The sequence below is a fragment of the Actinoplanes sp. CA-142083 genome (assembly GCF_050942195.1).
GTDB lineage: Bacteria > Actinomycetota > Actinomycetes > Mycobacteriales > Micromonosporaceae > Actinoplanes.
This window is the reverse complement of record NZ_CP192076.1, coordinates 8,819,894-8,845,771: the sequence shown is the minus strand read 5'-3', so window position 1 is coordinate 8,845,771 and position 25,878 is coordinate 8,819,894. Positions and strand designations below refer to the sequence as shown.

General features: G+C 72.8%; 18 protein-coding genes. 8 read left to right on the top strand and 10 right to left on the bottom strand.

Features of this window, described 5'->3' with window-relative positions; genetic code table 11:
- Nucleotides 1-3: 3 nt before the first annotated feature.
- Nucleotides 4-651 (bottom strand): hypothetical protein, encoded by a 648-nt coding sequence (locus ACQPZX_RS40470; protein WP_433367876.1) that lies wholly within the window; start codon nucleotides 649-651, stop codon nucleotides 4-6.
- A gap of 120 nt (nucleotides 652-771) precedes the next feature.
- On the opposite strand from ACQPZX_RS40470, the gene ACQPZX_RS40465 reads away from it, so the two are divergent.
- Nucleotides 772-1,218 carry an Hsp20/alpha crystallin family protein gene (locus ACQPZX_RS40465; RefSeq protein ID WP_433367873.1) on the top strand — a complete coding sequence of 149 codons (447 nt, stop codon included), beginning with the start codon at nucleotides 772-774 and terminating at the stop codon, nucleotides 1,216-1,218.
- Between the two features lie 43 nt (nucleotides 1,219-1,261).
- Nucleotides 1,262-1,585, top strand: a complete 324-nt coding sequence (locus ACQPZX_RS40460; protein ID WP_433367870.1) for a hypothetical protein — start codon at nucleotides 1,262-1,264, stop codon at nucleotides 1,583-1,585.
- 118 nt (nucleotides 1,586-1,703) lie between these two features.
- Here ACQPZX_RS40460 and ACQPZX_RS40455 read toward each other — a convergent pair whose 3' ends face one another.
- The 3 genes from ACQPZX_RS40455 to ACQPZX_RS40445 are packed head-to-tail and all read right to left on the bottom strand — an operon-like array spanning nucleotide 1,704 to nucleotide 6,884.
- Nucleotides 1,704-4,427, bottom strand: coding sequence for a DUF6493 family protein (locus ACQPZX_RS40455; protein WP_433367868.1), 2,724 nt, complete (start codon nucleotides 4,425-4,427; stop codon nucleotides 1,704-1,706).
- Complete coding sequence (locus ACQPZX_RS40450) at nucleotides 4,424-5,737, bottom strand: SWIM zinc finger family protein (RefSeq protein WP_433367865.1); 1,314 nt, start codon at nucleotides 5,735-5,737, stop codon at nucleotides 4,424-4,426. The genes ACQPZX_RS40455 and ACQPZX_RS40450 overlap by 4 nt, the downstream gene beginning before the upstream one ends.
- Before the next feature lie 10 nt (nucleotides 5,738-5,747).
- The gene (locus tag ACQPZX_RS40445; RefSeq protein ID WP_433367862.1) at nucleotides 5,748-6,884 is read right to left on the bottom strand and encodes an oxygenase MpaB family protein; all 1,137 of its coding nucleotides are present in this window, start codon (nucleotides 6,882-6,884) and stop codon (nucleotides 5,748-5,750) included.
- 112 nt (nucleotides 6,885-6,996) lie between these two features.
- On the opposite strand from ACQPZX_RS40445, the gene ACQPZX_RS40440 reads away from it, so the two are divergent.
- Nucleotides 6,997-9,729 (top strand): M14 family zinc carboxypeptidase, encoded by a 2,733-nt coding sequence (locus ACQPZX_RS40440; RefSeq protein ID WP_433367859.1) that lies wholly within the window; start codon nucleotides 6,997-6,999, stop codon nucleotides 9,727-9,729.
- 73 nt (nucleotides 9,730-9,802) lie between these two features.
- On the top strand, nucleotides 9,803-10,108 hold the full coding sequence (locus ACQPZX_RS40435) for a hypothetical protein (RefSeq protein WP_433367856.1): 306 nt from the start codon (nucleotides 9,803-9,805) through the stop codon (nucleotides 10,106-10,108).
- Here the strand turns inward: ACQPZX_RS40435 and ACQPZX_RS40430 are convergent.
- Nucleotides 10,080-10,970: a patatin-like phospholipase family protein gene (locus tag ACQPZX_RS40430; RefSeq protein WP_433367853.1), complete on the bottom strand. Its 891-nt coding sequence runs from the start codon at nucleotides 10,968-10,970 to the stop codon at nucleotides 10,080-10,082. The two genes, ACQPZX_RS40435 and ACQPZX_RS40430, sit on opposite strands and share 29 nt — an antisense overlap.
- Nucleotides 10,971-11,049: 79 nt before the next feature.
- Between ACQPZX_RS40430 and ACQPZX_RS40425 the strand changes: the two genes are divergently transcribed.
- Nucleotides 11,050-11,736 carry a DedA family protein gene (locus ACQPZX_RS40425; protein WP_433367850.1) on the top strand — a complete coding sequence of 229 codons (687 nt, stop codon included), beginning with the start codon at nucleotides 11,050-11,052 and terminating at the stop codon, nucleotides 11,734-11,736.
- A gap of 3 nt (nucleotides 11,737-11,739) precedes the next feature.
- Here the strand turns inward: ACQPZX_RS40425 and ACQPZX_RS40420 are convergent, their stop codons facing one another.
- The gene (locus ACQPZX_RS40420; RefSeq protein WP_433367847.1) at nucleotides 11,740-12,420 is read right to left on the bottom strand and encodes an SIMPL domain-containing protein; all 681 of its coding nucleotides are present in this window, start codon (nucleotides 12,418-12,420) and stop codon (nucleotides 11,740-11,742) included.
- Nucleotides 12,421-12,605: 185 nt separating this feature from the next.
- Between ACQPZX_RS40420 and ACQPZX_RS40415 the strand changes: the two genes are divergently transcribed.
- Nucleotides 12,606-15,689 carry an eCIS core domain-containing protein gene (locus ACQPZX_RS40415; RefSeq protein WP_433367845.1) on the top strand — a complete coding sequence of 1,028 codons (3,084 nt, stop codon included), beginning with the start codon at nucleotides 12,606-12,608 and terminating at the stop codon, nucleotides 15,687-15,689.
- Between the two features lies 1 nt (nucleotide 15,690).
- On the opposite strand, the gene ACQPZX_RS40410 is transcribed toward ACQPZX_RS40415, so the two are convergent.
- Nucleotides 15,691-16,332, bottom strand: a complete 642-nt coding sequence (locus ACQPZX_RS40410; protein WP_433367842.1) for a helix-turn-helix transcriptional regulator — start codon at nucleotides 16,330-16,332, stop codon at nucleotides 15,691-15,693.
- Between the two features lie 100 nt (nucleotides 16,333-16,432).
- Between ACQPZX_RS40410 and folE the strand changes: the two genes are divergently transcribed.
- Nucleotides 16,433-17,029: a GTP cyclohydrolase I FolE gene (gene folE / locus ACQPZX_RS40405; RefSeq protein ID WP_433367840.1), complete on the top strand. Its 597-nt coding sequence runs from the start codon at nucleotides 16,433-16,435 to the stop codon at nucleotides 17,027-17,029.
- The gene (locus tag ACQPZX_RS40400; protein ID WP_433367837.1) at nucleotides 17,026-18,123 is read left to right on the top strand and encodes a hypothetical protein; all 1,098 of its coding nucleotides are present in this window, start codon (nucleotides 17,026-17,028) and stop codon (nucleotides 18,121-18,123) included. Before folE ends, ACQPZX_RS40400 begins: the two co-directional genes overlap by 4 nt.
- On the opposite strand, the gene ACQPZX_RS40395 is transcribed toward ACQPZX_RS40400, so the two are convergent.
- The 3 genes from ACQPZX_RS40395 to ACQPZX_RS40385 form a co-directional block, all read right to left on the bottom strand.
- A complete protein-coding gene (locus ACQPZX_RS40395; RefSeq protein ID WP_433367835.1) occupies nucleotides 18,120-19,139 on the bottom strand; it encodes an aldo/keto reductase in 1,020 nt (339 codons plus the stop codon). The two genes, ACQPZX_RS40400 and ACQPZX_RS40395, sit on opposite strands and share 4 nt — an antisense overlap.
- A 20-nt stretch (nucleotides 19,140-19,159) precedes the next feature.
- Entirely contained in the window at nucleotides 19,160-20,572 is a 1,413-nt protein-coding gene (gene argG, locus ACQPZX_RS40390) for an argininosuccinate synthase (protein ID WP_433367832.1), read from the bottom strand.
- A gap of 62 nt (nucleotides 20,573-20,634) precedes the next feature.
- Nucleotides 20,635-25,617: an eCIS core domain-containing protein gene (locus tag ACQPZX_RS40385; RefSeq protein ID WP_433367829.1), complete on the bottom strand. Its 4,983-nt coding sequence runs from the start codon at nucleotides 25,615-25,617 to the stop codon at nucleotides 20,635-20,637.
- Nucleotides 25,618-25,878: the final 261 nt, after the last annotated feature.

Here is a 25,878-nt window from a genome sequence, read left to right as displayed (position 1 = left end):
AGCTTAAGGGGCCTCCCCGCCGCGGCGTGGGGCTTGCCGCCGGAGCTGGTCGGTGTGGGCGGTGATCGTGTCGATCTGCGCGGCGAGGTCGGGGTGGCCGGGAAGGTGCTGGTGGGCCGCGGCGAGGAGATCGGGCAGCGCGGTCGCGTCGGCGTCACCGAGGGCGTCGTGCAGTTGCGCGAGGTCGCTGGTGGCGGCTTCGCCGAGATCGGTCAGGGCGGTGATCTGGCCGGCGAGCCGGCGCAGGTCGGCGGTGTTGTCGTTGGCCCACTGGGCGACGGCGCGGCGCGCGGCGCGGCGGTCGCGCTCGGCCTGAACCCGGTCGTCGCGGGTGGCGCCCGGTCGGCCGGTGGGGGCGGAGGCGCCGCGCAGGTAGCGGCGTTCGGCGGCTTGGCGGCTGGCCACGCCCAACGCGGGCGCGAGTGCCTGCCAGGAGACGCCGGCGGCGCGGGCGGCGGCGATCAGGTGCGGCTCGAGGCCGGTCAGCTCGGTCTGGGCCCAGCGCAGCAGCACCAGGGCGTCCAGCAGTTCGTCGCCGGTCGCCGGCGGTCTCCCGGCGGTGGGCTGCCGAACCGCTCGCGCGGTGGCGGCGATCGCGGCGGCGGCCACGACGAGATCGCGATCCTCGGGCGGTTGGTCCGTGCCGGGCATTTCGCCCCTCCCGTCATGTCATCGTTTTGATGACGAAGTGCTTGTCATCGGCGCGATGACATGTTAGAAAGACGGTATCGCGCATTGACTGCCAAGTCGAGACCGCAGGAGGTGGGAGCCATGTTGATGCGCAGCGAACCCTTCACCGAGGTCAACCGGATCGCCCAGCAGCTGTTCGGTGTGCCGGTGACCGGCACCTGGTCACGGCCGACGGCGATGCCCGCCGACGCGTACCGCAACGGCGACGAGTTCGTGATCGCGTTCGACCTGCCCGGGGTGGACGCCGACGGGATCGACGTCGACGTGGAGCGCAACGTGCTGACCGTGCGCGCCGAGCGCCGCCCCATCGACCTGGGCGAGCAGGCCACGGTGCAGCTGAGCGAACGCCCGCTCGGCGTCTTTTCCCGGCAGCTGTTCCTCGGCGACGCGCTGGACACCGACCACATCGACGCCGCGTACGACAACGGCGTGCTGGTCGTGCGGATCCCGATCGCGGAGAGGGCCAAGCCCCGCAAGATCGCGGTGGGCGGCCGTGAGCACACCGAGCAAAAGGTGATCACTAGCTGACCCCTTTCCCCTGTTCGACCGGACGCGGCGGGAGGTGACCGGCGTGACCAGCAATCCATTGGCGCAGGCAGGCACCGCGTTGTCCCCGGAGTGGGACCGCGGTTTCGACGAAGCCTTCACCGAACTCATCTGCGGCGACCCCGACCTGGTCCGCACCGAGTTCGACGCCCTCATCGGCGCCAGCTTCGACGATCCGCCCCCGTCCTCGCCCTCGCCCCCTTCGCCCCCGCCGCCGGCACCTTCCGCCCCGTCCGCCACCCAGCCGGCACCTTCCCCTCCGCACCCCGGCGCCTCGCCGGCGCCAGCGACCGGGGAGGACGGCCACCATCCCGCCGCCGCCGGCAACAACCCACGATCGCCGCCCTGACATGCCGATAGCCATTGACGGCGACGACAACGCTCCGGAGGCCCGCGACTTCGGCCCCCGGAGCGTTGTCCACAGTGGTCTCACCCGGCGCGGCCGTCGGCGCGTCCATGCGGCGGACTCACGATGTCAGCACCGACTGCAAACGCCGCGCCTCCTTCAGCATCCGTGAGCCGCCCTTCTTGCCGGCCAGGTCGGCCAGTCCTTCGATCTCCTCTTTCGCGCCTACCGCGGCCGCGACCACGGAGGCCAGCTCAAGCACGTCCGGCAGGCCGCGCGGCGCTTGCGATAGCAGTGCCGGCAATGCCGCGCCGAGGACCTCCCACACCGCCGCCGACGCGCCGGCCCGGTGGGCGTCAGACAAGGACAGCACGGCGCGGTTGAGCTTTACCAACCCGCCGGCCGCGAGGGCGCCCAGGTCGCGGCCGACCGGAGGGGCGAAGGGCTCGCCCAGATCGCGGCCGACCGGAGCGGCGAAGGACTCGCTCGGGTCGCGGCTGACCGGTGCGGCGAAGGGCTCGCTCGACGTGGCCATCAGCAGGAAAGCGTCGATCGCCGCGACGCGGTCGGGCTCGTGGCGGGCGGCCAGCACGTAGGCCATCGCCAAGGACATGGCGGGGCCCAAGGGGCCGTCGCACTCGGCCAGCAAAGGCAGGATCTCGGCGCCGCCGCGCTGGTCCTGGTCGGCCAAGGCGGCCAAGCCCTGCAGGGCCCACGCGGCGCACACCTCGCGGTGGTGGGGGAGTGCCGCGGTCAGCGCGGATCCGTTGCGGACGTCGGCGAAAGCGCCGTATCGCACCGTGGGCCGGCGGCTCAGCGTGAGGATCTGCTCCTCGACCGACAGCGTGCCGGGGCGGACGGGCGTGAGGTTGACCAGGACCCGGCCGATCGCGGGCGGCGGACCGACCGGGTCGGCGTAGGTCTTGCCGCTCGGCTGCTCGATGCGGGCGCTCAGCGGATCGGGCAGGCCGCCGCCGGCCAGCCACGCGGCCAGGCGTTGGCCGGCCGGCGAGGTCAGGCCGTCGGCGACTGTGGGGGAGGTGCCGCGGGGGAGGCGCAGCAGCGCCTGCTCGAAGTCGAGCGGCCACGGCTCCCAGCCCTCGGCCTCCGCCCGCCGCAGCCGCTCGACCAGCACGGACGCGTCGAGGCTGCCGTTGACATGGGTGGGCGTGGCCAGCAGCGTCGAGATCGGGCTCTGCCGCACCAGCGTGGTGACCTCGGCGGTGCGCAGCTGCAGCAAGCGGTCGGGCGCGCCGCCCAGCTTGGGTTGCTTGCCGCCGGACCAGAGCGCCCGTACGGCGGAGACCAGTCCCTCCCAGTGCCACGCCACCCGGGGCTTCTCGGGCTCCTGCCGCTCGACGACCGCCCGGACCACCGCACCCAACGCGTAGTGCGGCGGCCACCACTCCTGATCGAACTTGTCGTGATGCCGGTCGAGCAGGTGCTGCAGCGGCGACAGGTCCGCACCGGACCGCAGCGCGACCAGCCCGGCCAGCACGCGCTCCCACCGCACGGCCGCCGGGTCGTGCAGCAGCGCTCCCACCTCTTCGGCCAGCTCCACAACGCTCCCGATCGCCGCCGGCATCTCAGCAGGCCCGAGAGGCGGCGCCGAGGAAGCAGACTCGGGAGGCGGCGCCGAGGAGACGGGCCCGGCAACCGGCGCCGGCGGCGAGACGGAAACCGGCGGCGAAGACTCGAACACCAGCGCGGCCCGCCCAGGCAGGTCGCCACCGAGTTGAGAAGCCGCCGAGCCGAGGTCGCCCAGGGCCTCAGCGTCCAACAACCCGGCGCGCCGGGCGATCAGCGTGAGCGCCCGCTCCTGGATGTCGAGCGCCGGATGCTCGAAGGCCGCCCCCATCACCTCGACCACGGCCGGCGAAGACTCCCTCCGCGCCACCCGGTCGAGCCAAGAGAGCTGCGCCTTAACCAGCGCCTTCTCCTTGCGCACCAGCGTGGGCCGGCTGGCTTCGAGCAGCATGTCGAGCTCGAGCAACCCAGCCTCGTCAACCGCCCGCAGCGCCTTCTGCGCGAGCCCGGCGATCGCCGACGGCGCATCGGGCAGCAGCCTCGCGTAGTCGGGCGCGTGCCCGGCCATCTCGCCGGCCGTGGGCGCCAGCCGGTCGTGCAGCAGAGCGAACGGCCGCAGCCAGGCGGGGCGGTCGCCGCGGACGAGACGGTCGATCGTCGCGTCGAGGATCGTCGTGCGGTCGAGGCGTCCCTCGGCGACGAGCGTGGCGACCGCCGCTGGGAAAGTGGGAGTCGACGTCTCGTGGTCCCAGCTGTAGCCGTTCAGCTCGGCGCCGATGCCGTCCATCTCGAACAGCGCCGGCATCATCAGGTCGAGATAGGGGCTGTGGCGCAGCCGGTCGGCGAACGGCCGCTGGTCGTACTGGAGCACGCCGGAGAGCCAGCCGCGAACCACCCCCTCGGTCAGCGGCGGCGCGGTGCCCGACTCGGCCAGCAGCGCCGCCACAAATTCCCAGCCGCCGGACCACGCCTCCCGCGGGTTGAGCCGCTCGGCCAGCCGGCCGCCGAGGTCGCCGACCCACGGCAGCTCGCGGGCCCGGACCACCGCCACCGCGTGCGGCACCGGGATCTGGCTCCACCGGTCGCGCATGTCGCGCCGCGCGAGCAGCGTGGCGGCTTTGGCCGCGGTCGGCGCCGTGCCGAGGATGACGAGCCCGTACGCCCCGGCGGAGCGCCACCAGTCCTCGGGGCTCAGGTCTTTCAGGCCGGTCGCGAACGAACGCCGCTCCTCCTCACCCGCTTCGAGCAGCATCTCGCGCACGCCGTCGACGTCGCCCTGCTCGGCGCGGTGCCGCAGCGCGCCCCACCCGAGGCTCATGCGAAAGCCGCCACATCGGACGTCGCCATGCGCACCGCGAGCGCGTGCTTGCACGGGCCGCGCTCGCCGCGATGCTTGGCCCACCATGGGCAGGTGCAGGAGGCGGCGTCGCGCACGTGATAGGTCTCGTCGCCGCTGCGCACCACCGCGACCGCGCTCTCGACGGTCACCGCCCCGGCCGCCACCAGCGCGCGAGCGGCGACCAGGCGCGGGTTCATCTTGGCCACCGCGGCCACGTCGTAGGGCAGTGTGCGGTGGAAATATCCGGCCTCGGCCACGTCGTAGCCCACCCGGCCGGCCGTGCCCAGCTGGGTCAGCGCGTCGCGCACCCGCTCGCGCGTCAGGCCGGAGCAGTCGGCGAGCGCGTCGACGTCGATCGTCGGATCCCACGAGAGCAGGGCGCTGAGCAGCTCGGCGTCGTCGGCCGCCTCGTCGCCGGCGAGCGACGCCAGCACCGCACCCTCGCCGGAGAACCCGCGGTACGGCTCGGGGGAGAGGGTGAGCGACAGCCGCATCGCGGGGCTGCTCAGCTCCCAGGTGCTCGCGACCGGACCCGTCCCGGGGGCGACCGGCGGCCCGTAGACGCGCAGGCTCGTCGCGTACCGGAGGAAGGGTTTGAGCGCGACCAACCGCCCGGCCCCCGGCAAGCAGATCGCCCCGGGCGCGGGCCGGGACGTGACCCGCAGGGTCCGGCCGGCCGGGACCGCCCACTGCACCGACCGGTCGCCGGCGCTGACGCGGTTGAGCAGGACCCGCGCCTCGGCCACGCCGATCTCGGCGCGCGGGTCGAAGCGGGACGTGAGCACCTGCGCCTCGGCGAAACCGCGCAGCCAGCGTGACGGCAGCGGCACCTTGCGCTCGACCACCGGCCCGTCGAAGGTGGTCACGGTCAGGTCGTCGGGGCCGATGGCGAGATGCATCGGATCGGCCTGGCCGACCCGCGTCAGCGCGCGTTGCAGCGCCACGTTGACGTCGACGTTGGTGGTGCCGTGGCCGACGATCTCGCCGTCGATGCCGGTGGGCAGCACGTCGAGGCGGGCGTAGACGCCGCAGCACCCCGAGAACGACTCGAACCGCAGCCGGTCGGAGCCGGCCGTCGCCACCGGATCGAGGCTCGCCGGGTCGAGCGGGCGGAAATATCGGCTGCGCGCCACCTCGGCCACCGCGAGCAGGCCGGACGCCGTCGCGGCCGGGCTGGTCAGGAAGCCGGTGAAGAACCGCGGATGCGCCGCCGGGCCGCCCGACGTCTGCAGGGTGAGCCCGTCGCCGGGCGCCAGCGCCGAGGACCCGAGATAGGTGTACGTAGCCATGCCGGAGAAGCTAGCGGCCCCCTACGACAGAATTCGCGAACTGGCGGTCGGAACGAGCGAGAAGCAGGGACCGGCCACCCGGCAGCCGCCCGATGCCTTGACTCATCACGAGATTGGCGCAGACCCGGGACAGCCCGTACCAGGGCAGCCGCGGCGGCAGGCCGAGGTCACGCATCGCCGCACGACCGAGCAGCCACGTGCTGACCGACAGCGCCTTCTCCCGCTCATAGACCCGCCGCCACCCGACCGCCACGTCGTCGTACATGTGGATCAGCGCGCGGGCCAGCGCCACGCTGTTCCCGTCCGGCGGCGGGTCGTAGGCGAGGAAGTGGTACAGCAGGCGGCGTCCCCGGCGCTCGTCGAGCGGGAGCCATTGCTCGTCGACGCCCATCAGCCAGCCGATGTAGGACCACAGGTGCATCACCGCCCGGCCGTCACGGCGCGTCACGCGTACGCCCAAGAGGCGCAAGTGGAGCAGAAAGCTCGTGCTGAACACGCCTAGCGTGCTGGCCTGGTCGTATTGGTTGATCGGCATGCCGCGGTGGGCCCAGTCCCAGCCGGGATCGGCCGCCAGCCGCTCGTTGACCAGCGCGTGCATCACCCGGACGTGCAGCGAGAGCCGGAACCCCTCACCGTCGGTGTCCAGGCCGCCGGGCGCGGTCACCGCGCGCCACCAGATCGACGTTTCCTTGATGCGGCGCAGCGTCTCGCCGCCGGTGAGCCGCCCGGTGCGCACCAGCGGCTCGAGAGCCGCCGCGGTGCGATAACCCCCGAGCAGGGAACCGTAGGCGAGGACCAGGCCGGCATCCATCCCGTACGCCCGGCAGGCCCGCGCCCCGCGGGCCAGCAACCGATCGTCCACCCACGACGGACGCTCCCGGACGGCGTCGAAGAAGACCTTCACCGGCTCGGGCACGTCGGCGTCGATCCCGGCGGCGAGCGCCCGGTGCAGATCCTTGATGGTGAGCGCCGGATCGTCACGCACCGCGCGCACGAGCGCGGCCGCGGTCTCGTCGCGCCGCATCAGCCCCTCGCGCAACGCGGCCAACTCCCGCTCGGTCGGCTGCGCGCCACGCCCGGCGAGCCGTCGCAGCGGCGCGGCCGCCCGCTCGCCCCAGGCCCGGTCGGCCCCGAATCGCGTAGGCATGCCCCCACCATAGGGCCCGAGGGCCGGCGCCATTTGGCGGAGCGTCCGGGCCTGTCCATCACATAGGCTCTGATCGTTTCGAGTCATTTCCCCAGAAGGGAACGACGACACGATGCGACTCCCACAACTGGCACTCTTTCTCACCGCCGCGCTGATTCCATCCTTGGCCGCGACCCCGGCGATCGCCGGATCGAGGACCACGTGCAGCACCGACCCCGCGGCCCACCTGAGCTCGGTCCCGAGCCCCGAGACGTTCCTCGGCTTCCCGCTCGGCCTCGGCCAGCAGCGGGTGGTCACCAACGGCGAGATCCGCGATTACCTGAGCGCGGTCGACAAGTCGTCCGACCGTGTGGTCACCGGCACGATGGGCACGAGCGTGCTGGGCCAGCCCCTCAAATACGCCGTGGTCGGCGGCAAGAAGGCCGATCTCGACGAGATCCGCAGTCTGCGTGACCCCCGCGATTTGCGGGCCGAGCAGGCCCGCCGGATCGCCGCCCACGAGCCGGCCATCGTCTGGATCGCCGGCAACGTCCACGGCGGCGAGACGAGCGGCGCCGACGCCTCCCTCAAGACGCTCTACGAGCTGGCCGCCGGCCTGTCCTGCGACGTGAAGAAGCGCAACGACAACCTGATCACCGTGATCCTGCCGACGCAGAACCCGGACGGCCGCGACGCGAACCGGCGGCAGAACGAGTTCGGCTTCGACCTGAACCGGGACTGGTTCGCGCGTACCCAGCCCGAGACCGACAGCAAGCTCGAGCTGCTCCGGCGCTACCCGCCGCAGGTCTTCATCGACGCGCACGAGATGGGCGGCCAGCGGTACTTCTTCCCGCCGAACGCCGACCCGATCCACCACGAGATCGCCGACGCCCCGGTCGACTGGATCAACCGGATCGGCGAGGCCAACAAGGCGGCCTTCGGCTACAACGGCGCCTGCACCGCCACGGTCACCACCGAGTGCTACTTCAACTACGACGTCTACGACCTGTTCTACATGGGCTACGGCGACACGGTGCCGGCCACCGGGTTCGGCGCGGCCGGCATGACGTACGAGAAGGGCAGTGCCTCGGCCGTCCAGGACCGAGTCCAGCAGCAGTTCAACACCCAGTGGGCCACCCTCGGCTGGGCCGCCGCCAACAAGCGCGAGGTGCTGAACAGCTACTACAAGATCTGGTCGGACGCGCTCGCCGAGGGCAGGGCCGGCGCGCTCGAGCCCAACGAGGTCGTCCAGCCGACCAACACCGTCCAGTTCCCGGTGCCCGACATCAAGATCCGGTCGTACTTCCTCATGCCCGGCCGCCAGCTCGGCGACGTCCGCCGGCTCGTCGAACGGCTGCGCCGGATGGATGTCGAGGTTTACGAGATCAAAAAGCCGTTGACCGTACGGAACGCGCGCGTCTTCGGCGGCCGCAGTGGCACCAACGTCAAGGTTCCGGCGGGTGCCTACTGGATCCCGATGGAGCAGCCGCAGAAGCACTGGATCCAAGCGACCCTGGGCGAGGACCCGTACGTCCCGTTCCCGTACTTCTATGACGTGTCGTCGTGGAGCAACCCGCTGCTGATGGGCATCGACACGCTCTACACCGGCGACGTGGTGAAGCCCAGGGCCGAGCTGGTCAAGCGCATCGAGGGCGGCCGGACGGGCACCGCGCCGCGTTACGGCTCGTACACGTACGCGCTGGACTCCGCCTCCGCCGCCCAGCTGACCTTCCAGTTGCTGGGGCAGGGCGTCGCCGTGGTCCGCTCCTCGAACGGCGCCGCGGTTCCGGCCGCCGCCGTCACGCCGGCCGTCGACCGGCTCGCCCGGTCGCTCGGCGTCAACCTGACGCCTCGTTACAGCCCCGCCAAGGGCGAGGCCGTCGCGCTGCCCGACGTCGGCCTGTTCCGGGGCACCGGCATCTCCACCACCTCCGGCTCCTACGGCGAGGCCCGGTACGTGCTGGGCCAGCGGTGGGGCCTGAACCTCACGCCGGTGACCACCGCCGACATCAACGACAACACGGCGGCCTTCACCGGCCGCACGGTCCTGCTCGTGCCGGACGGCAGCAACGCGACCGGCGGCCTCACCGCGGCCGGCCAGGCCAACCTGCGGAACTGGATCGCGCAGGGCCGCACCTACATCGGCCTGCGCAACGAGGGCACCCGGCTGGCCCGCGCGGCCGGACTGACCTCGACCACCGAGAAGCCCAAGCCGGCCGACTACCTGGTGATCGGCTCGCACCTGCGGGTGGACGTGGACACCAGCAGCGCCGTCGCGTCGGGCCGGCCCGCCGAGGACTTCGAGTTCAACAACGGCGACCCGATCCTCAACCCGAGCACCACCGGCACCAACGTCGTCACCTACCCGAGCGACGACACGTTCTGGCACAACGGCTACACCGTCCACGAGGACACCTTGAAGGGCACCTCGGTGGTCGTCGACGAGCCGACCGGCGCCGGGCACGCGGTGCTGTTCGCGTTCAATCCGCTGTTCCGGGCGTACAACGAAAGCGGTTTGCAGTTGCTGGCCAACGCGGTTCTCTCCCCGGCGGCGGCCGCGCCTTCGACGCTGCGCGCGTCCGGCGTGGACCCGGCGCGGGCGGCCGCGGCGGCCGAGCCGGCGCCGGCCAACCTCGGCGGCGAGTGGCGACCGAGCCGCCTGCAGGTGGCGGTGGGCGACCTGGCCCGGACGCAGAGCCTGGTCAGCCGCTACACCGACACCGCGACCGTCGCGATCGTCGGCGACTCGGCATACCTGACCATCCCGAACCCGGAGGGTCTGCAGTTCGACGAGCACCCGTTCCTGCGCGACCTGGTGGGCGACCTGCAAGCGGCCGCGATCCCGCTGCGCTCCATCGTCGGCTGAGTCCGTTGCCAGGTGGCGCCCCCGAGCGCCACCTGGCACCGCAGCCGTTGCGCGCGACTGGTTCGATGAGCTGATGGATGCGTGGGAAGCCGCTCTGCTCGTCATCGCCACGATCGGTTCGGTCGCGGCCGCGGCCGGGGCCTGGTTCCAGGAACGCCGCAGCTCGGCGGCCCAGCTGGCGGCCGTCCAGCGCAAGCTCGACCTGGTGATGGCGCACCTCGGCATCGCCGCGCCCGAGGAGCAGGAAATCCTCGAGCACGTGCGGAACGGGCGCACGATCGAGGCCGTCCGCGTCTACCGCAAGCAGACCGGCGCAAGCCTGCTCGAGGCGAAGCAGGCGGTGGACCGCCTCAGTACCCCGCATCGTCCAGGGCTTTGACGGCCAGCTCCCGGCCGAGGGCGACCATGTCGCCGGCCCGGTGGAAGTCCAGCACCCGGCCGGCGGTGACCGGCACCGCGATGTGCACGTCCGGCGGCAGGCCGGCCATCCGGTAGCGGGCGATCATGTCCTGCATGGCGTCCAGCGAGTTCGTGATGACGTCGGCCAGGCGAGGACCGGCCACGACCGGCGTCTCCGCCAGCTCGCCGGTGTCGGCCCGGTGCGGCATCGCCTGCCGCAGCCACGCCCGCCACTCGCCGGGACGCTGACGTTCGGCCGCGGTGCGGATCGGCGCCGCGGGCTCGTGATCCGGGCGCCGGCCCAGCAGCGAGACGGCCACGGTCAGATCGGCCGGCGCCGAGGCGGTCGGCTCGATCGGCACCGGGTTGAGCAGCCCGCCGTCGGCCAGCACCCGCCCGTCGGCGACCACCGGGGTGATCAGCCCCGGGATGGCGATCGACGCCCGGATCGCCGAGCGCAGCGAGCCCTTCTGGAACCACACCTCGCGCCGGCTGGTGATGTCGGTGGCCACCGCCGTGTACGGGATCGGCAGGTCCTCGATCTGCGTGTCGGTGAGAAAGGCGTCGAGGTGGTCGATGAGGCGATCCGCCGTGATCATGCCGGGCGCCGACCATTTGGGATCGAACAGCCGCAGCACGTCGCGCTGCTTGAGCCCGGTCACCCACTGCGTGAACTCGGTCAGCCGTCCGGCCGCCATCACCCCGCCGACCAGGGCGCCCATCGACGAGCCGGCCACCGCGACGATCTCGAAGCCGCGCTCGCCGAGCACTTCGATGACGCCGATGTGCGCGAATCCCCGCGCACCGCCCGATCCCAGAGCCAAAGCGACCCGCCGCGACACGACGCCCTCCCCTCGGTATTGACCTCACCTGCAAGATTCGTACGGTCATGGCGACGGATCAAGGAGAGGCCGCCACCCGATGCTGAGTTACCTGATGCCACTGGTCTCCTCGCCGTGGCTCTACGTGATCATCTTCCTGCTGGTGGCGGTCGACGGTTTCGTTCCCGTCGCCATGTCGGAAGCTGTTCTCATCGGATTGGCCGCCTTCTCCACGACCGGTTCCCCCGATCTCGCCGCCCTGGCGCTGGCCGCCGTCGCGGGCGGCATGGCCGGCGACCGGATGTCCTACTACGTCGGCCGCAAGGCGAGCGCCCGGATCAAGAACGGCAAGCTGGCAAAAGCAAAGGCCAAAGCAGAGCATGCTCTCGTACGGCAGGGGAGCGCGGCCCTGGTGATCGGCCGGTTCATCCCGTACGGGCGCACCGCCACCACGCTGACGGCCGGGTCGGTCTCGTTGCCGCTGCGCCCGTTCTACCTGGCCAGCGCCGTGTCGAGCCTGCTGTGGGCGGCGTACTCGATAGGCCTCGGCCGCCTGGGCGGCGTGACCTTCGCCGACTCGCCGCTCCTGGCCGCCGCCTTCGGCATAGCCCTCGGCTTCCTCCTGGCCGGCTTGCACAGCGCCGCCAAGCGCCTCCGCCGCCTGATCCTGACCCGCGTCCGTCCCCGCCGCCCGTCACCCCCGCTCGCCGCCGACGAGACCGATGCCGACGCCGATGCCGAGGCCGCGCCCGAGGCCGTGCGCCCCGATCTTGTCGAGGCCGGCTGACCGTCAGGCGTTGTCCCCGAGGGCCCACTCCACCACCACGGTCACCACCAGCTGATGCCGCCCCGGCTCGATCGGCATCGCCGAGTCCGCGGCCGCCATGCCGCCGCCCAGGGCGTAAGGGTTCCCGTAACGGGGGGTCTCCTCGCTCACCTTGAGGACCCGGCCGAGCGGCCGCCCCGCCGCGCGCGCGTACAGCTCGGCCTTCCCGCGGGCGTCGTCGAACGCCTTCTTGCGTGCTTCCATGAGCAACGCGGCGTCGTCTTCGATCGAGAACGAAGCGCCGTTCAGCCGCGCCGCGTCCCCGCCCGCCTTGATGGCCGCGGACATGACCGCGCCCGCCTGCGGCAGGTCCCGGATCTTCGCGGTGAGTCCCTCGTTGACCGTGTAGCCCGTGACGGCTTGGTGGTCATCTCGTTTCGTGCTGATGCCGACGTCGGAGGTCTGCAGGTCGGCCCGGGCCACCCCGGCGCGGACCAGCGCGTCCCGCACGCGGGTGGCCGCCGCGTCGGCGCGATCCAGGGCTCCGCCGACCGTGGCGTCGCTGACCTCCACCGCGAAGTTCGCCGTGAACAGGTCGGGCACTCCGAACACCTCGCCGGTCCCGGTGACCTGGACGCTTTCGACCGGCGGCGAGTCCGAGGCGAACGCCGGGCGGCCGCCGGCCAGCCCCAGGACGACGAGCATCGGCACAATAACCCGCAATGTTCTCATCCCTCCCATCTAAGGCACTGACCTCGGGCCCGTCCCGCATTCCGTGATCTGACACTCCCGGAGTCTCGACGGGCGGCTCCGAGGGCGCGCACGCTGGCAGGGTGGCGGCGCCGGGTCCGGCCACCGGCCGGCGCGCCGCCGAGGGACGGCGATCCGCGATGGAGCGAGCCAGGCGCGAGACGGACGCCGCCGCGGGCCGGCACGACCGGGAGGACGCGGCCGGCACGAGCCGCGGCGGCCTGTCGCCGCGGGGTGGCAATGCCGCCGTCGCGCGGTTGCTGTCCACCCGCGCGTCGGCGCCTCCGCTGCCGGTGGCGTGGCAGGTGTCGGCGGCGGGCAACGCGGCCGTCACGCGGTTGCTCGCCGGCACGCCGGTCCAGCGATGCGGGGATGTCCCCTGTGACTGCACCGATGAGGAGCGCGAGGCAGCGCCGGCGGAGGGTCCGTTCCACGCGGCCGTGGCCGGCAGCGGCGACGGCGGTTCGGTGCCCGAGTCGCTGCGGCAGCGGGCGGAGGGCTACTTCGGCGCGGATTTCGGCTCGGTGCGGCTGCACCACGACGGCGCGGCCGCGACGGCCGCCCGGCAGGTCGCGGCCCAGGCGTTCACGATCGGCCCCGACGTTTACTTCGGGGCGGGCCGGTACGCCCCGGACACCGCCGCCGGTCAGGAACTGCTCGCCCATGAGCTGACCCACGTGACGCAGCAGGTTCCGGGCCGGGCGGCCGCGGCGGGCCGGCTCAGCGACCCGGGCGATCCGGCCGAGGTCGCCGCGGCGGCGGCCGCCCGCGGGTTCATGGCGGGCGCCGCGAGCCCGGCGCCGGCGGCTCACCCGGCCGCCGTGGTGGCACGGCAGCCCGATGCGGGACCGGCGGACGCCGGAGCGGGCGAGACGCCGTACGCGATGATCGGGAATGTCATGATCTCGCACGACCCGGTGGTGGCCGGCGCCCAGCTACGGCAGTACGCGGGTGCGGCCGGCGTCGAGGCCGCCCGCCGTCTGGTCGCCGACACCGAGAGGGAGCGCGCACGATTCAGCGCCGAGGTGGCGGACACGGCCGGGGTGACCCCGGAGCTGGAGGCGGCGCGCGACGCGGTACACACCTTCGACGTCATCCTCGGCGCGTTCCGCCGGGAGATGGCCGTCTGGGACGAGTTCGTGCGGTTGTTCGAGCTGCGCGCGATCACCTTGGCCGGGCGGCTGCTCACCCTCAGCGAGGAACGAGCCAACACCGAGAAACAGCGGTACGGGCTGAGCCGGACCACCAGCACGCGGACCGTCTACCACAAGGACGACCTGGGCCCCGCCGCGCCCAGCTACGAGAGCACCACGTCGCACGGCCTCGAGTCCAACCCGAACACCCAGGCGCTGACCATGGCCGCGGACGAGCTGGCTCGGGGGATCGCCAAGGTCCGCGCGGCGATCAAGAAGCGCAACGACGAGGAGACCTTCCATCCGGGCACCGACATCGGCGACGCCGGCGAGTGGAGCATCCCGGACCAGGCGGCGTGGGACGCGGCCGACGCCGAGCTCACCCAGGCCCGGGCGGCGTACGACGTTTTGCGCCAGGAGAAGGAGGCCGAGTTCCCGGTGCTCGCCTCGTTCACGCCGTACGAGAATCTCGGCTATATCGCTTTGGATCGCACCCGCAAGCGCCTGGAACAGGTCGGTAAGGGCGTGACCGGCGGCGAGGCGACCGCCGCCCTGCTGGCCGAGGACGTCCTGCAGAAGCTCGAGAACATCGCCAAGGTGCGGGCCGCCCTCGCCGCGGGCGAGCTGAACGTGTGGGGCGCGGACAACCTCGTCGGGATCACCAAGGCTGAGATGGGCGTGGCGCCCGGCTCCGCGGAGGACCGGATCGTCACCCAGAAGGTCGCCGACGACAAGTCCGACCGCTCCCTGCGCGAGCTGCTCATCGGCGCGCTCGCGCTGGCCCTCGGGCTGGTCGCCGCCCCGCTCACCGGTGGCGGCAGCCTCGCCGCGGCGGCGGTCGGCGTCACCGCGGCCGCGGGCGGCGCCGCGCTCTCCGGCTACCTGGCGGTCGAGCACCTGCAGGAGTTCCGGTTGAAGCAAGCGCAGACCGGCACCGACTTCGACAAGGCCCGCGCGATCAGCACCGAGGAGCCGTCGCTGTTCTGGCTCGCGGTCGACATCGTGGGCGCGGTGGCCGACCTGGGCGCCGCGGTCCAGGCGTTCCGGCGGCTGGTTCCGCTGGCCCGCAAGGCGGTCGCCGCCGCCGGCGGGGCGGCCGACGAGGCGCTCGCCGCGCTGGAGAAGGCGGCCGAGGCGGAGGCGCGCGGGCTCGGCGCGACCGTCGGCCGGGCCGCCCGCGACCAGGGGCGCCGCCAGGCCGCCGAGGCGCGCGGGCTGGCCGGCCGGTGGGAGCGCGAGCAGATCGACGACGCGACCCGGGCGCTGCTGAAGGAGAAGCCGGAGGTGGCCGCGCGGTTCCGGAGCATGGACGCCGACGTGCGTCAGGTGCTCACCCGCTGCGGGAGCGTGTGCATCCCCCTCGAGGTCACCGCGGAGCAGGAGGCCCGGCTGCGCGCGCTGCTCGACCGGATCCCGGCCCGGCACCGGCACGGCCTGCAGGAGTACCTGCACGCCCACCAGGCCGCGCTCGACTCGGCCATCGCCGACCTCGAGCAGCTGTTCTCGGCCGACCTGGGCGCCGCGATCGACGAGGCGATCGACGCGCTGGAGACCGGCCGGCTGCCACAGACCGGCGAGCTGGTGTCGGGCAGCCGGCGCGGTGCGGCCGAGGCCGTGCCGGACATCGGGCGGATCCCGCGCGACCTGGTCACCCGGGTGCAGTCGGTGCTCGGCGAGACGGTCGGCGGCTGCCACCCCTCGGTGCGCGCCGCCTGGGAGCGTGCGCGGACCACGGTGCTGTCCGGGGTGAGCGGCACGCCGACGCGGGAGATGATGATCGGCGACCTGTACAACCGGACCCGCGGCGAATTCTGGAAGAACGTCCGCGGCGACACCAGCGCGAGCAAGTTCTTCACCGATCACGGCTTCGTGTTCCAGGGCGGCGAGCGCTCGGCGCCGCTGATCAGCGCGGTGAGCGACTTCCCCGGCAAGGAACGGGAGTTCCTGCTGTCGCTGGACCACATGGCCCCGAAGGCGTCGGGGGAGAACTGGCGGCTCGCGCTCGACGCGGACAACCTGCAGTTCGTCTCGTTCTGGGACAACTGGCTGCTGGCCCAGATCGAGCGCAAGCTGCCCGAATTGACCCGCTGAGTCAGCGCGAGCGGAGCTCCACGCAGCAGCGGCCGGCGTGCGGGGCCAGCACCGGCGTCGAGCCGGTCACGCCGAGCCCGTCGACCAGACCGGTGAGGAACGCGTGGTTGAGGCCGCAGACCAGCGCGGTGTGCCGGGCGGCCAGCGCGTGGAACGGGCAGTTGTGCAGGGTGACCGTCCCGGGATCGGATCTCGGCTCGAAGCCCAGGGCGCCCAGCGCGCCGACCACCTCCTGCCCCGGCGCCATCACCGCCGACAGGTCCCGCCCGCGGCGGTAGGCCAGGCGGGTGGCGGCCTCCGCAGCCGGCTGCTCGCCGCCGGCGACCGCCTCGGCCAGGATGTCGGCGATCAGCTCGTAGCGCCGCTCCGGAATGGTCACGGTCAGGCCGTCGCCGGTCGGCTCGTAGACCTTCGGCGTCCGGCCGCGGCCGCGCGGCTGGCCCTCGGGCGCGGCGTAGCGGGCCGACAGCAGGCCGGCCTCGACCAGCTTGTCCAGGTGGAACGCGGCCAGCGCGCGGGTCATCGCGGTGGCCGCCGCGGCCTCTTCCCGGTCGACCGGGTGGTCCTGGCGGCGGACGTAGTCGTACAGCGCACGCCGCGACGGCTCGGACAGGGCCGTGACGGCGTTCCACCGGTCGTCCATGCCGGCAGAATATCACCAACGACGACTCTTGAAATTTCGCGCCGTGAGGCGCAGGCTCCGTATTAACGCAAATCTGCGCTAGTGAAAATGGAGCCTGCGGATGACGACGGTGGCCGAACGCGTGTACCCGGTCCGGACGGAGCCCGACCTGCTCGCCGCCGAGCGGGCGGCCGAGGCGTTCCTGGCCGCGGTCGGCGTGGACCTCGAAGCTCCCGGCCTGGCCGGGACGCCCTTGCGGATGGCCAAGGCGTACGCCGAGATGCTCACCCCGCGAGAGTTCGCGCTCACCACGTTCGACAACGACGAGGGGTACGACGAGCTGGTCCTGGCCCGGTCGATCCCGGTGCGCTCGCTCTGCGAGCACCATCTGCTGCCGTTCGTCGGCGTCGCGCACGTCGGCTACCTGCCCGGCGATCGCATCCTCGGCCTGTCCAAGCTGGCCCGGGTGGTCGAGCTCTTCGCCCGCCGCGCCCAGGTGCAGGAACGGCTCACCAAACAGGTGGCCGACTGGCTCTGCACCCACCTGCGCCCGCGCGGTGTTGGCGTGGTGATCGAGGCCGAGCACCTGTGCATGAGCTTGCGCGGAGTCCAGGCCATCGGCGCGACGACGGTGACGTCGACGCTGCTCGGCACGCTCCGCGAGGACGCCCGCTCACGCGCCGAGTTCCTCGCCATGACAAGGAGGTCAACCCCATGAACACTCTCTCGGCCGCCGTCAGCTTGCTGCTGGTCGCCGGCCCGGCCCCGGCCCTCGGCTGGACCACCGTCGCCAGCCCCAGCGAGGTGCCGGGCGACAACTACCTGTACGGCGCCGACGCGTCCGGCGCGAGCAACGTCTGGGCCGTGGGAGGTGTCTATCTCCCGACCGGCGGCACCTCGCACAGCCTGGCGTTGCGATACGACGGGACGGCCTGGCGCTCGATCGCGCGCACCGGCCTGCCCGGAAACGACACGCTCCGCGGTGTCGACGCGGTCGCTGACGGCGACGTCTGGGCGGTCGGCGAGTATCGCAGCGGGGTGATCCGCTACGACACCCTGGTGGCCCACTGGAACGGGTCCGCGTGGACCCGGGAAGCCACCCCGAACGGCAACCCCGGCGGCATGAACAACCTCTACGGCGTCGCGGCCGCCGGCGGCACGGTCTGGGCTGTCGGCAACTACATCGACCCGAACTCGCCGGCCAACCGGCACAAGCTGATCCTGCGGCGCACCGGCGGCACCTGGCGCGTCTCCGCCGCACCGGTGGTGGCGCCGACCTACGAGAGCCTCGCCGCCGTCGACGCCACCGGCCCGTCCGACGCTTGGGCGGTCGGCGCCGCCACCGCCGCCTTCGCGCCGCTCATCCTGCGGTGGAACGGCGCCACCTGGGTCTCGATGACCGTGACGGCCCCGCCCGGCACCGGCCTGACCGGCGTCGACGCGCGGACGCCCAGTGACGTCTGGGCGGTCGGGTCGACGTCGGCCGCGGGGGGCGCGCAGCCGTACGTCGCGCACTTCGACGGCACGTCCTGGCGTCGCGTGGTCACGCCGGCCCTCCCCGGCGGCGGTCAGCTCGCCGACGTGGTGGCGCTGTCGTCGACGAGCGTCGTGGCGGTCGGCCGATCCAACGGCGCCCCGCTGATCCTGCGCTGGAACGGCACATCGTGGACCCGTGACGCCACGCCGGCGTCGTCGAACCCGTTCCTCACCGGCGCCGCGGCGGCCGGTCCCGGGTCGATCTGGGCGATCGGCTATCGCTTCGAGCTCAACGCGTACGCGAACCGCACACTGACCCTCCTCGGCAGCGCCTAGAAGCGCCTGCTCCGCTGATCGAGGCCGAGCGGGCCGTACGGATAATCGGTCGGCCGCAGGTCGCTCGCCTCCTGAAGAACGCTGGTTTCCTCATCTGTCAGGTGGAGCCCGGCGGCCCGCAAGTTGGCCTCCAACTGGTCGGTCGTCCGGGCTCCCAGGATCGTCGACGTCACGCCGGGCCGGTCGGTCACCCAGGCCAGCGCCACCTCGGCCATCGACACCCCGCGGGCCTCGGCGACGCGCTGCACCGCCTCCACCACGTCCCAGGTGCGGGCGGTGCCGCGCCGGTCCCACGCCTCCATCCCGCGCTCGGGGTTGTCGCCGAGCCGGGTCGCGCCGGTGGGCCGCTGGTCGCGCCGGTACTTCCCGGTCAGCCAGCCGCCGCCGAGCGGGCTCCACGGCAGCAGGCCCAGCCCGGCGTCGAGCGACGCCGGGACGATCTCGTACTCGATCTCGCGCACCAGCAGGCTGTACTGCGGCTGGAGGCTGACCGGGCCGGCCAGCCCGAGCGAGCGGGCCAGCAGCACCGCCTTGGTGAGCTGCCACCCGGTGAAGTTGGAGAAGCCGTAGTAACGGATCTTGCCGGCCCGCACGAAGCCGTCCATCGTGCGGAGCGTCTCCTCGAGCGGGGTGACCGGGTCCCACGCGTGCGCCTGGTAGAGGTCCACCACGTCGACACCGAGCCGGGCCAGTGACGCGTCGAGCGCGCGGGTCAGATGCCGTGCCGACAACCCGGCGCCGTTGGGGTCGGCCGCCATCGGGAAGCGTCCCTTGGTGGCGAGCACGATGGCCTCGGTCACCTCGGCCGGCCGCGACGCCAGCCAGCGCCCGATGATCCGCTCCGACTCGCCGGCCGAGTACACGTCCGCGGTGTCCACGAACGTGCCCCCGGCCTCGGCGAACATGTCGAGCTGGGCGTGCGCGACCATCTCGTCGGATTCGTTGCCGAAGGTCATGGTGCCGAGGCAGAGCGCCGAGACGGCGCACCCGCTGCGGCCGAGCGTGCGATATTCCATGACCCCAAACTAGTCCGCGATCAGTCGGTGCCGGACTCCATGGCGGCCTGGTCGAGCAGGTCGTCCTCGGTGGCGACGGCGCCGCGCGAGGCGATCTCCTCGGCGCCGCCGGCCGGCAGGGCGCCGACCAGGCCCTGAGGGCTGCCGACCATGCCGAGGCGGGCGTACTGCTCGAGCTTGGTGCGGCTGTCGGCGATGTCGAGGTTGCGCATCGTCAGCTGGCCGATCCGGTCGGCCGGTGCGAACGCCGGCGTCTCGGTCCGCTCCATCGACAGCTTCTCGGGGTGGTAGCTGAACGCCGGCCCGGTCGTGTTCAGCACCGAATAGTCGTCGCCGCGGCGCAGCCGGAGGGTGACCTCGCCGGTCACCGCGTTGCCGACCCAGCGCTGCAGGGCCTCGCGCAGCATGAGCGCCTGCGGGTCGAGCCAGCGGCCCTCGTACATGAGGCGGCCCAGCTTGCGGCCCTCGGTGTGGTAGCTGGCCACGGTGTCCTCGTTGTGGATCGCGCTGACCAGCCGCTCGTACGCGATGTGCAGCAGCGCCATGCCGGGCGCCTCGTAGATGCCCCGGCTCTTGGCCTCGATGATCCGGTTCTCGATCTGGTCGGACATGCCCAGGCCGTGGCGGCCGCCGACGGCGTTGGCCTCCAGCACCAGGTCGACCGCCGAGCCGAACTCCTTGCCGTTGACCGTGACCGGCCGGCCCTCGACGAAGCCGATGCTCACGTCCTCGGTCGCGATCGCCACGTCGGAATCCCAGAAGCGGACGCCCATGATCGGATCGACGATCTCGATGCCGGCGTCGAGGTGCTCGAGCGACTTGGCCTCGTGGGTCGCGCCCCAGATGTTGGCGTCGGTCGAGTACGCCTTCTCGGTCGAGTCCCGGTACGGCAAATCGTGGGCGAGCAGCCACTCGCTCATCTCCTTGCGCCCGCCGAGCTCGGTGACGAAGTCCTTGTCCAGCCACGGCTTGTAGATGCGCAGCGACGGGTTCGCCAGCAACCCGTACCGATAGAACCGCTCTATGTCGTTGCCTTTGAACGTCGAACCGTCGCCCCAGATCTGCACCTGGTCCTCGAGCATGGCCCGCACCAGCAGCGTGCCGGTGACGGCCCGGCCCAGCGGCGTGGTGTTGAAATAGGTGCGGCCGCCGGAGCGGATGTGGAACGCGCCGCAGGCGAGGGCGGCGAGCCCTTCCTCGACCAGGGCCGACCGGCAGTCGACCAGACGGGCGATCTCGGCGCCGTAGGCGAGGGCGCGGTCGGGCACCGAAGTCACGTCGGGCTCGTCGTACTGCCCGATCTCGGCGGTGTAGGCGCAGGGAACCGCGCCCTTCTCGCGCATCCACGCGACCGCAACCGACGTGTCGAGGCCGCCGGAGAAGGCGATGCCGACTCGTTCGCCGACCGGGAGAGAGGAGAGAACCTTGGTCACGCATAGATTATGCACCACGCCGCATTTTCATGCGAGCTGCCCACCCGTACGTGTCGGACGTCCTATCGCGCGGGGGTGCGATCCCGGTCGCGGTCGCCCGGCGTGGCCGCGCCCCGGCCCGGCTCGGGCACGCGGGTGTTGAGCCCCGGCACCGTCTGACCGATCCGGTTCAGCGAGCCGGGCACGCCGCGCGAGTGTTCCGGGACCCGGGCGTCGGCGGCCTGCTCCTTCAGCAGCTTGAGGTAGAGATCCTTCTCCGCGACGAACTCGCCGAGCTCGGCCGTCATCGAGCCGGCCGGCACCTGGATGAAGTCGGCCGGCGCCTCGCCGCGCAGGCCGACCAGGCGACCCTCGCGGATGATCATTTTCAGCCGGACCGGGGTGCCCTGGAGCACGGCGACCAGCCCCGGCGGCCCGGCCATGCGGTGCGCCTGCCCGGCCGCGTCCTGGCCGTGCGAGATGCCGACGATGTCGAAGACCTCGCCCTCGGCCGTGCCGCCGGCGAAGCGCACGCGGACCTTCTGAGTCGAGCCGCCGGCCTGCTCGGCCGGGGCGACCTCCTGGATCGCGGCGACCCGCCGCTCGACCCGCGGATCCAGGAACAGGTCGGTGTTGCGGGCGAGGACCGCGTTCTTGAACGCCATCAGCTCGCGCAGCGCGGCCTCCGCCTCGCCCGGGGGCAGGTTGCCGTAGCCGAGCCGCTCGCCCAGCGCGACGACCTCCGGCGGGATGGGCGGCAGCGGCTCGCCCGCCCGCGGCGTCGCCGGCCGGCCCAGCCAGATCACCTTGCTCGCCCCGGAGTGCGCGGCCGTCCAGGCGGCCCAGCCGGCCGTCGCGCCGCCGCCCGAGACCAGGACGACCTTGCCCCGCACCGGGGCGGAGAAGATCGCGTCGCCGTACACCAGGCGTCCCGTGTCCACCAGCACGTTCTCGTGCTCCGGCGTGACCTTGGCCTGCGGTCCGTGGCTCTCCAGCCGGGTGGCCGGGCCGGGGCCGGTCGCGAGGTTGAGGCCCTTGCGCGCATAGAAGTACTTCGGCTCCCCGGTGGTGTTGCTCCGCACCAGAACCCGGAAGGGGGTGTCGTGCGGCCAGCTGCCGTCGCCGGGATTGGCCTCCACCCGCATCTGGGTGCCGCGGTACGACACCACGCCGGACTCGTACGCCGTCATCGTCAGCGCGTCGGCGATGTCCTCGGCCCGGCCGAAGCCGGTCGCGTCGGAGGTGAACTCCTGCGGCTGCCGGGTCAGCCCGGCCGAGCCCCACTCGCCCGGCGGCTGGCCGATCCGGCCCTGCTGCAGGCCGCCGCTGGCCAGCAGCTGCTCGGCGCGGGCGCGCCACGGCTCGACCTCGCCGGCGGTGATGTTGAGGACCTTCGGCACCTCGGTGACCTCGACGCCCGGCGCGCTGCGCATGCCCCGCGCGGACGGCGTGGTCGCGCTCGCGATGATGCCGGCCGGGCCGCCGCCGAGGGTCAGCACGTCGACCTGGATGTGCTGCATGCCGTCGATGAGCTTCTGCACGGCGGTGTCCCGGACCGCCAGCCGCTCGAGCGCCGCGCTCACCTCGCGCCGGGCCGCCGCGGCCTGCTCCGGGGTCGGCGCGGCCTCGCCGATGCCGCCCGGCCGGGCGTCCAGGCCCTCGATCAGCGTCATCGGCTCGCCCCCGTCCGGGGTGACCGTGTAGAGCCGGCGACCGGTGATCACGTCGATGTCGCCCGGCTTCACCCGCGCGCCCTGGCTCTGCATCGCCTCGAGCAGGCGCGGCATCTGGCTGCGCGGCACCTCGAAGTGGCCGGAGTCGAGCTGCCGCATCAGGCCGGCCAGCTCGGCCTGACGCAGCTGAACCGCTTCCGGCCCGGTCAGCCGCTGCTGGATCTCGGCGAGCGGGATCCCCAAGTCCTCCAGCAGGTGTGGCTCCCGGGCGAGGCGCTCGTTCAGCGCGTTGTACACCTCTTGCTCGGCCTGCGTCGCCTCGTTGTCGCGGCGCAGCCCGCCATCGAGGTCCTCCTGCCGCCGGCTCGTCCGCGCCAGCTCGGCCAGCGCGATGGCCTCCCGCCGGGCCTCGAGCGCACGCCCGGCGGCCTGACCCAGCTTGCCGCCCTTGCCGGCCGCCCAATCCGTGAAGCGCTTCATGACCTTGCCGCGAGCGATCAAAGTCATTGCCACGTACGAGACGAAGCTCTGTCCCGCGATTTCTTCGACCTCCGCGGCCGACAGGCCCTTCTTCCCGCGGCTCTCCCAGAGGGCTTTGACTTCCTGCTTGGCGAGCTCGGACGCGCCCATGACGAGCATCGGGACGCCGTGCTCGGCGGCGAGGGCCTTCAGACCGCCGGCGGCCGCCCAGGCGGTCCGTTCCATCCGCGCGGCGAGCTTCGACATCGTGCCGAACAGGAACAGGTTGAACGCGAAGTCGCCGGCCAGCCCGCCGGCGGTCACCTCGTCGGAGAACATGATCGCGTTGCCCGCGGTGAAGGTCGCCGCCTCCACCGTCTGGACCGTCCAGAACGCGGCCGTGCTGCCGATCTCGAGCCCACCCACCACGCCGCGGGCGAGGGCGCCCACGCCGGAGGTCACCAGCATGAGCGCGACCATCGCGATCATCTGGCCGATGAACGCGCGGATCTGGGCGTCGTGGATCGCCTCGGCGACGCGGTGCAGCCACTCCTTCTGCCGCGGATCCGCGGCCAGGCCCTCGATGTCGCCCTTGACCGCCTGCCGGTCGCCGCTCTCCCAGCGCGTCTTGGCGTCGACCCACAGGTCCTTCCAGTGCTGGGCCTCCGCCTTGAGCTGCGCGATCTCGATGACGTCGTTGATGCTCGCGGTCAGGCGCGACCAGAAGCCGTCGCTGTCGGCCAGCGCCTTCCACATCTGCTCGACGTTGTCCAGCCCGCTGTCGATCGACACCTCGGTCTGCAGGTCCGAGACCAGCCCGAACACTTCCTCGAGCGACTGGCCGAAGGCCTGCGGGTCGGTGGCGGCCAGGGTGCGCAACTCGATCATCCGGCCGCGCAGCGCCTCCTCCCGCGCGCCCAGGCTCGACGCGCCCTGACGCCCGCCCAGCCCGCCGATGGTCGCCTGCAACCCGTGCAGGATGCCCTCCATCACGGTGACCGGGAGCAGCTTGAGGGCGAGCTGGGCGGCGGCGAGCCGCTCCTGGGCGGTGGCGACCAGCAGCGAGGCGCCGGCGGCGCCGGCCAGGCCCTCCGCCACGTCCCGGAAAGCCTGCCGGTAGTAGTCGGGCAGGTTCAGCGCGAACGGATCCGCCTTCTCGGCCGCCTTGTCCAGCAGCGCGACCAGGTGCACGAAGCCGTCGCTGACCTCGCCCAGCAGGGATTCCTGCCCCTCGGCCTGAAGCGTCCACTCCTGGATGCCGGCCGCGTCGCCGGCCGCGAGCCGCCGGCGTCGCGCCGTCAGGTCCGCCCGGGCCAGCTCCACCTCGCGCTGCGCGCCGAACCGCTTGGCCTGCTTCGCCACCGAGTCCAGGAGCAGCTCGCTGTTGTTCATCGTCACCAGGACGTGCAGCGGGGCGGCGGGCGCGACCGGGCCGAACGGCGCGCGGTCGCGCGCCTGTGCCAGCGCCGCTTCGCCGGCCGCCGGAGAGGCAAGCAGCTCGCGTACGGGATCGGGCGAACCCGACGGGGTGGTCGCGCCGGGCTGCCCGACCGGAGTCGCTCCCGGCGGGGCCGCCTTGCGCAGCTCCTCCTGCCGGGCCGGCAGCAACTGGCCGGACCAGGGGAAACCGAACAGCCGACCAGCCGCCATGAGCTGGTAGGCCATCTCGGTGGTGCCGTACAGCGCGAGGGCGACCTCCTCCCGCGTGGCGTCGAGCGGCTGCTCCACCCGTACCCAATAAGTCAGTCCCTCGGAAGCGGGGTAGCTGAGCTTCACCGGCCGCAGCGCCGCGGCCGCGGGCGCCGGGCCGCTCGCCCGGTAGGCGTCCAGGTCGACCCGCACGGCACGCCCCGACGTGAGAACGTCGGCCGCGAGCACATCGATCGGATGCGACACCAGCAGGGCGCCGGCGTCGGGCTCCGGGGCCAGCGCGGGGTCGGTGCGGGCGGCCTGCTCCCAGGCGGCGAGCTGCGCCCGGCTGCGAACGTCGAGATAGCGCGGGACCATCCGGGCGAGCGACTCCCGCAACCGTACGATCAGCACGTCGGCGAGCCCGGTGGCGACATCCGGATACCAGACCAGCGGACCGGTCGACAGCTCCCACATGGAGATGTCGTCCGGTTTGGACTCGGGCGCCATCGCCTGCTGGGTGTGCACCCGGGTCCGGTCGATGATCCGCGCGGCAGCGTCCACGGCGCCGAGCAGCCGGTCGAGCGCCTTGAGCATCTCGGGCCCGCGGGGGAGCGCCATGTCGACGGCCTCGGCGAGCGGCTGGGCGCCCGAGGTCCAGTGCAGGTGGGGGCTCGGCGAGGCCAGCTCGAACCGGCCGATCGCCGCCCCGATGCCGTCACCGATCTCGGCCGCGAAGTAGGTGCAGTACCGCTGGTAGTTGGCGGTTTCCGACGGCTGGTCACGGCTCCACAGCCCGACCGCGTTCGCCCCCGTCAGCCCGGCGCCGGACTGCACCGCGTGCGCGACCTCGTGCGCGAGCAGCCGCCGTTCACCGGGACCGCTCGCGCCGGCCACGCCACCCGGGACGTAGACGTCGGTGCCCCGCGTGGCGGCGTTGGCGCTGAGCCGGTTCAGCGCCGCGTCCGCGCCGTCGTGCACCCCGATCGTGCCGAGCAGAGGCCGCCAGGCGGGAGCGGCCTGACCGACCACGGACGCGGGCAGCCCGGATCGGCTCGGCTTGCCCGTCCCATTGTCGGCCGGCGCGGCCGGCGTGGCCTCCGCCGGCCAGTCCGGGAAGACGCGCCGGGCCAGCTGCTCGGTGCCCTCCTCCGAACCCGCGCTGTGACCACCGAGCGCACGGGCGACGGCCGCGTTCGAGACGCCAGGCGGCAGCGCCACGCCACCGCCGTCCGGCCGGCGGGAGGACGGGGTGGCGCGGGCAGCCTCCGGCTCCGCGTCGAAGGCCCGATCCTGTCCTTCCACCCCGCCAGGGTTACTCGGCGTGTCAACGGGCTCCAGCCCGCGTCGGATAGCCGACGGCAACGCCGGGGCGTTTGCATATCAAGTTTGGTCAATTCGCTGGATGGGCGCGGCTCCGTTTTGAGCCAGCCTGCTGTGGTCAGCATCCTCGAGCTTCGCGAAGGAATCTCATGCGACCGCTGCGAAGCGGCCTCTCCGGTCCTCTCCGCACTGTGTATCGCCACCGCCCTCGGCGGCACTGCCGCGCAGGCCGCGCCGCCCTCC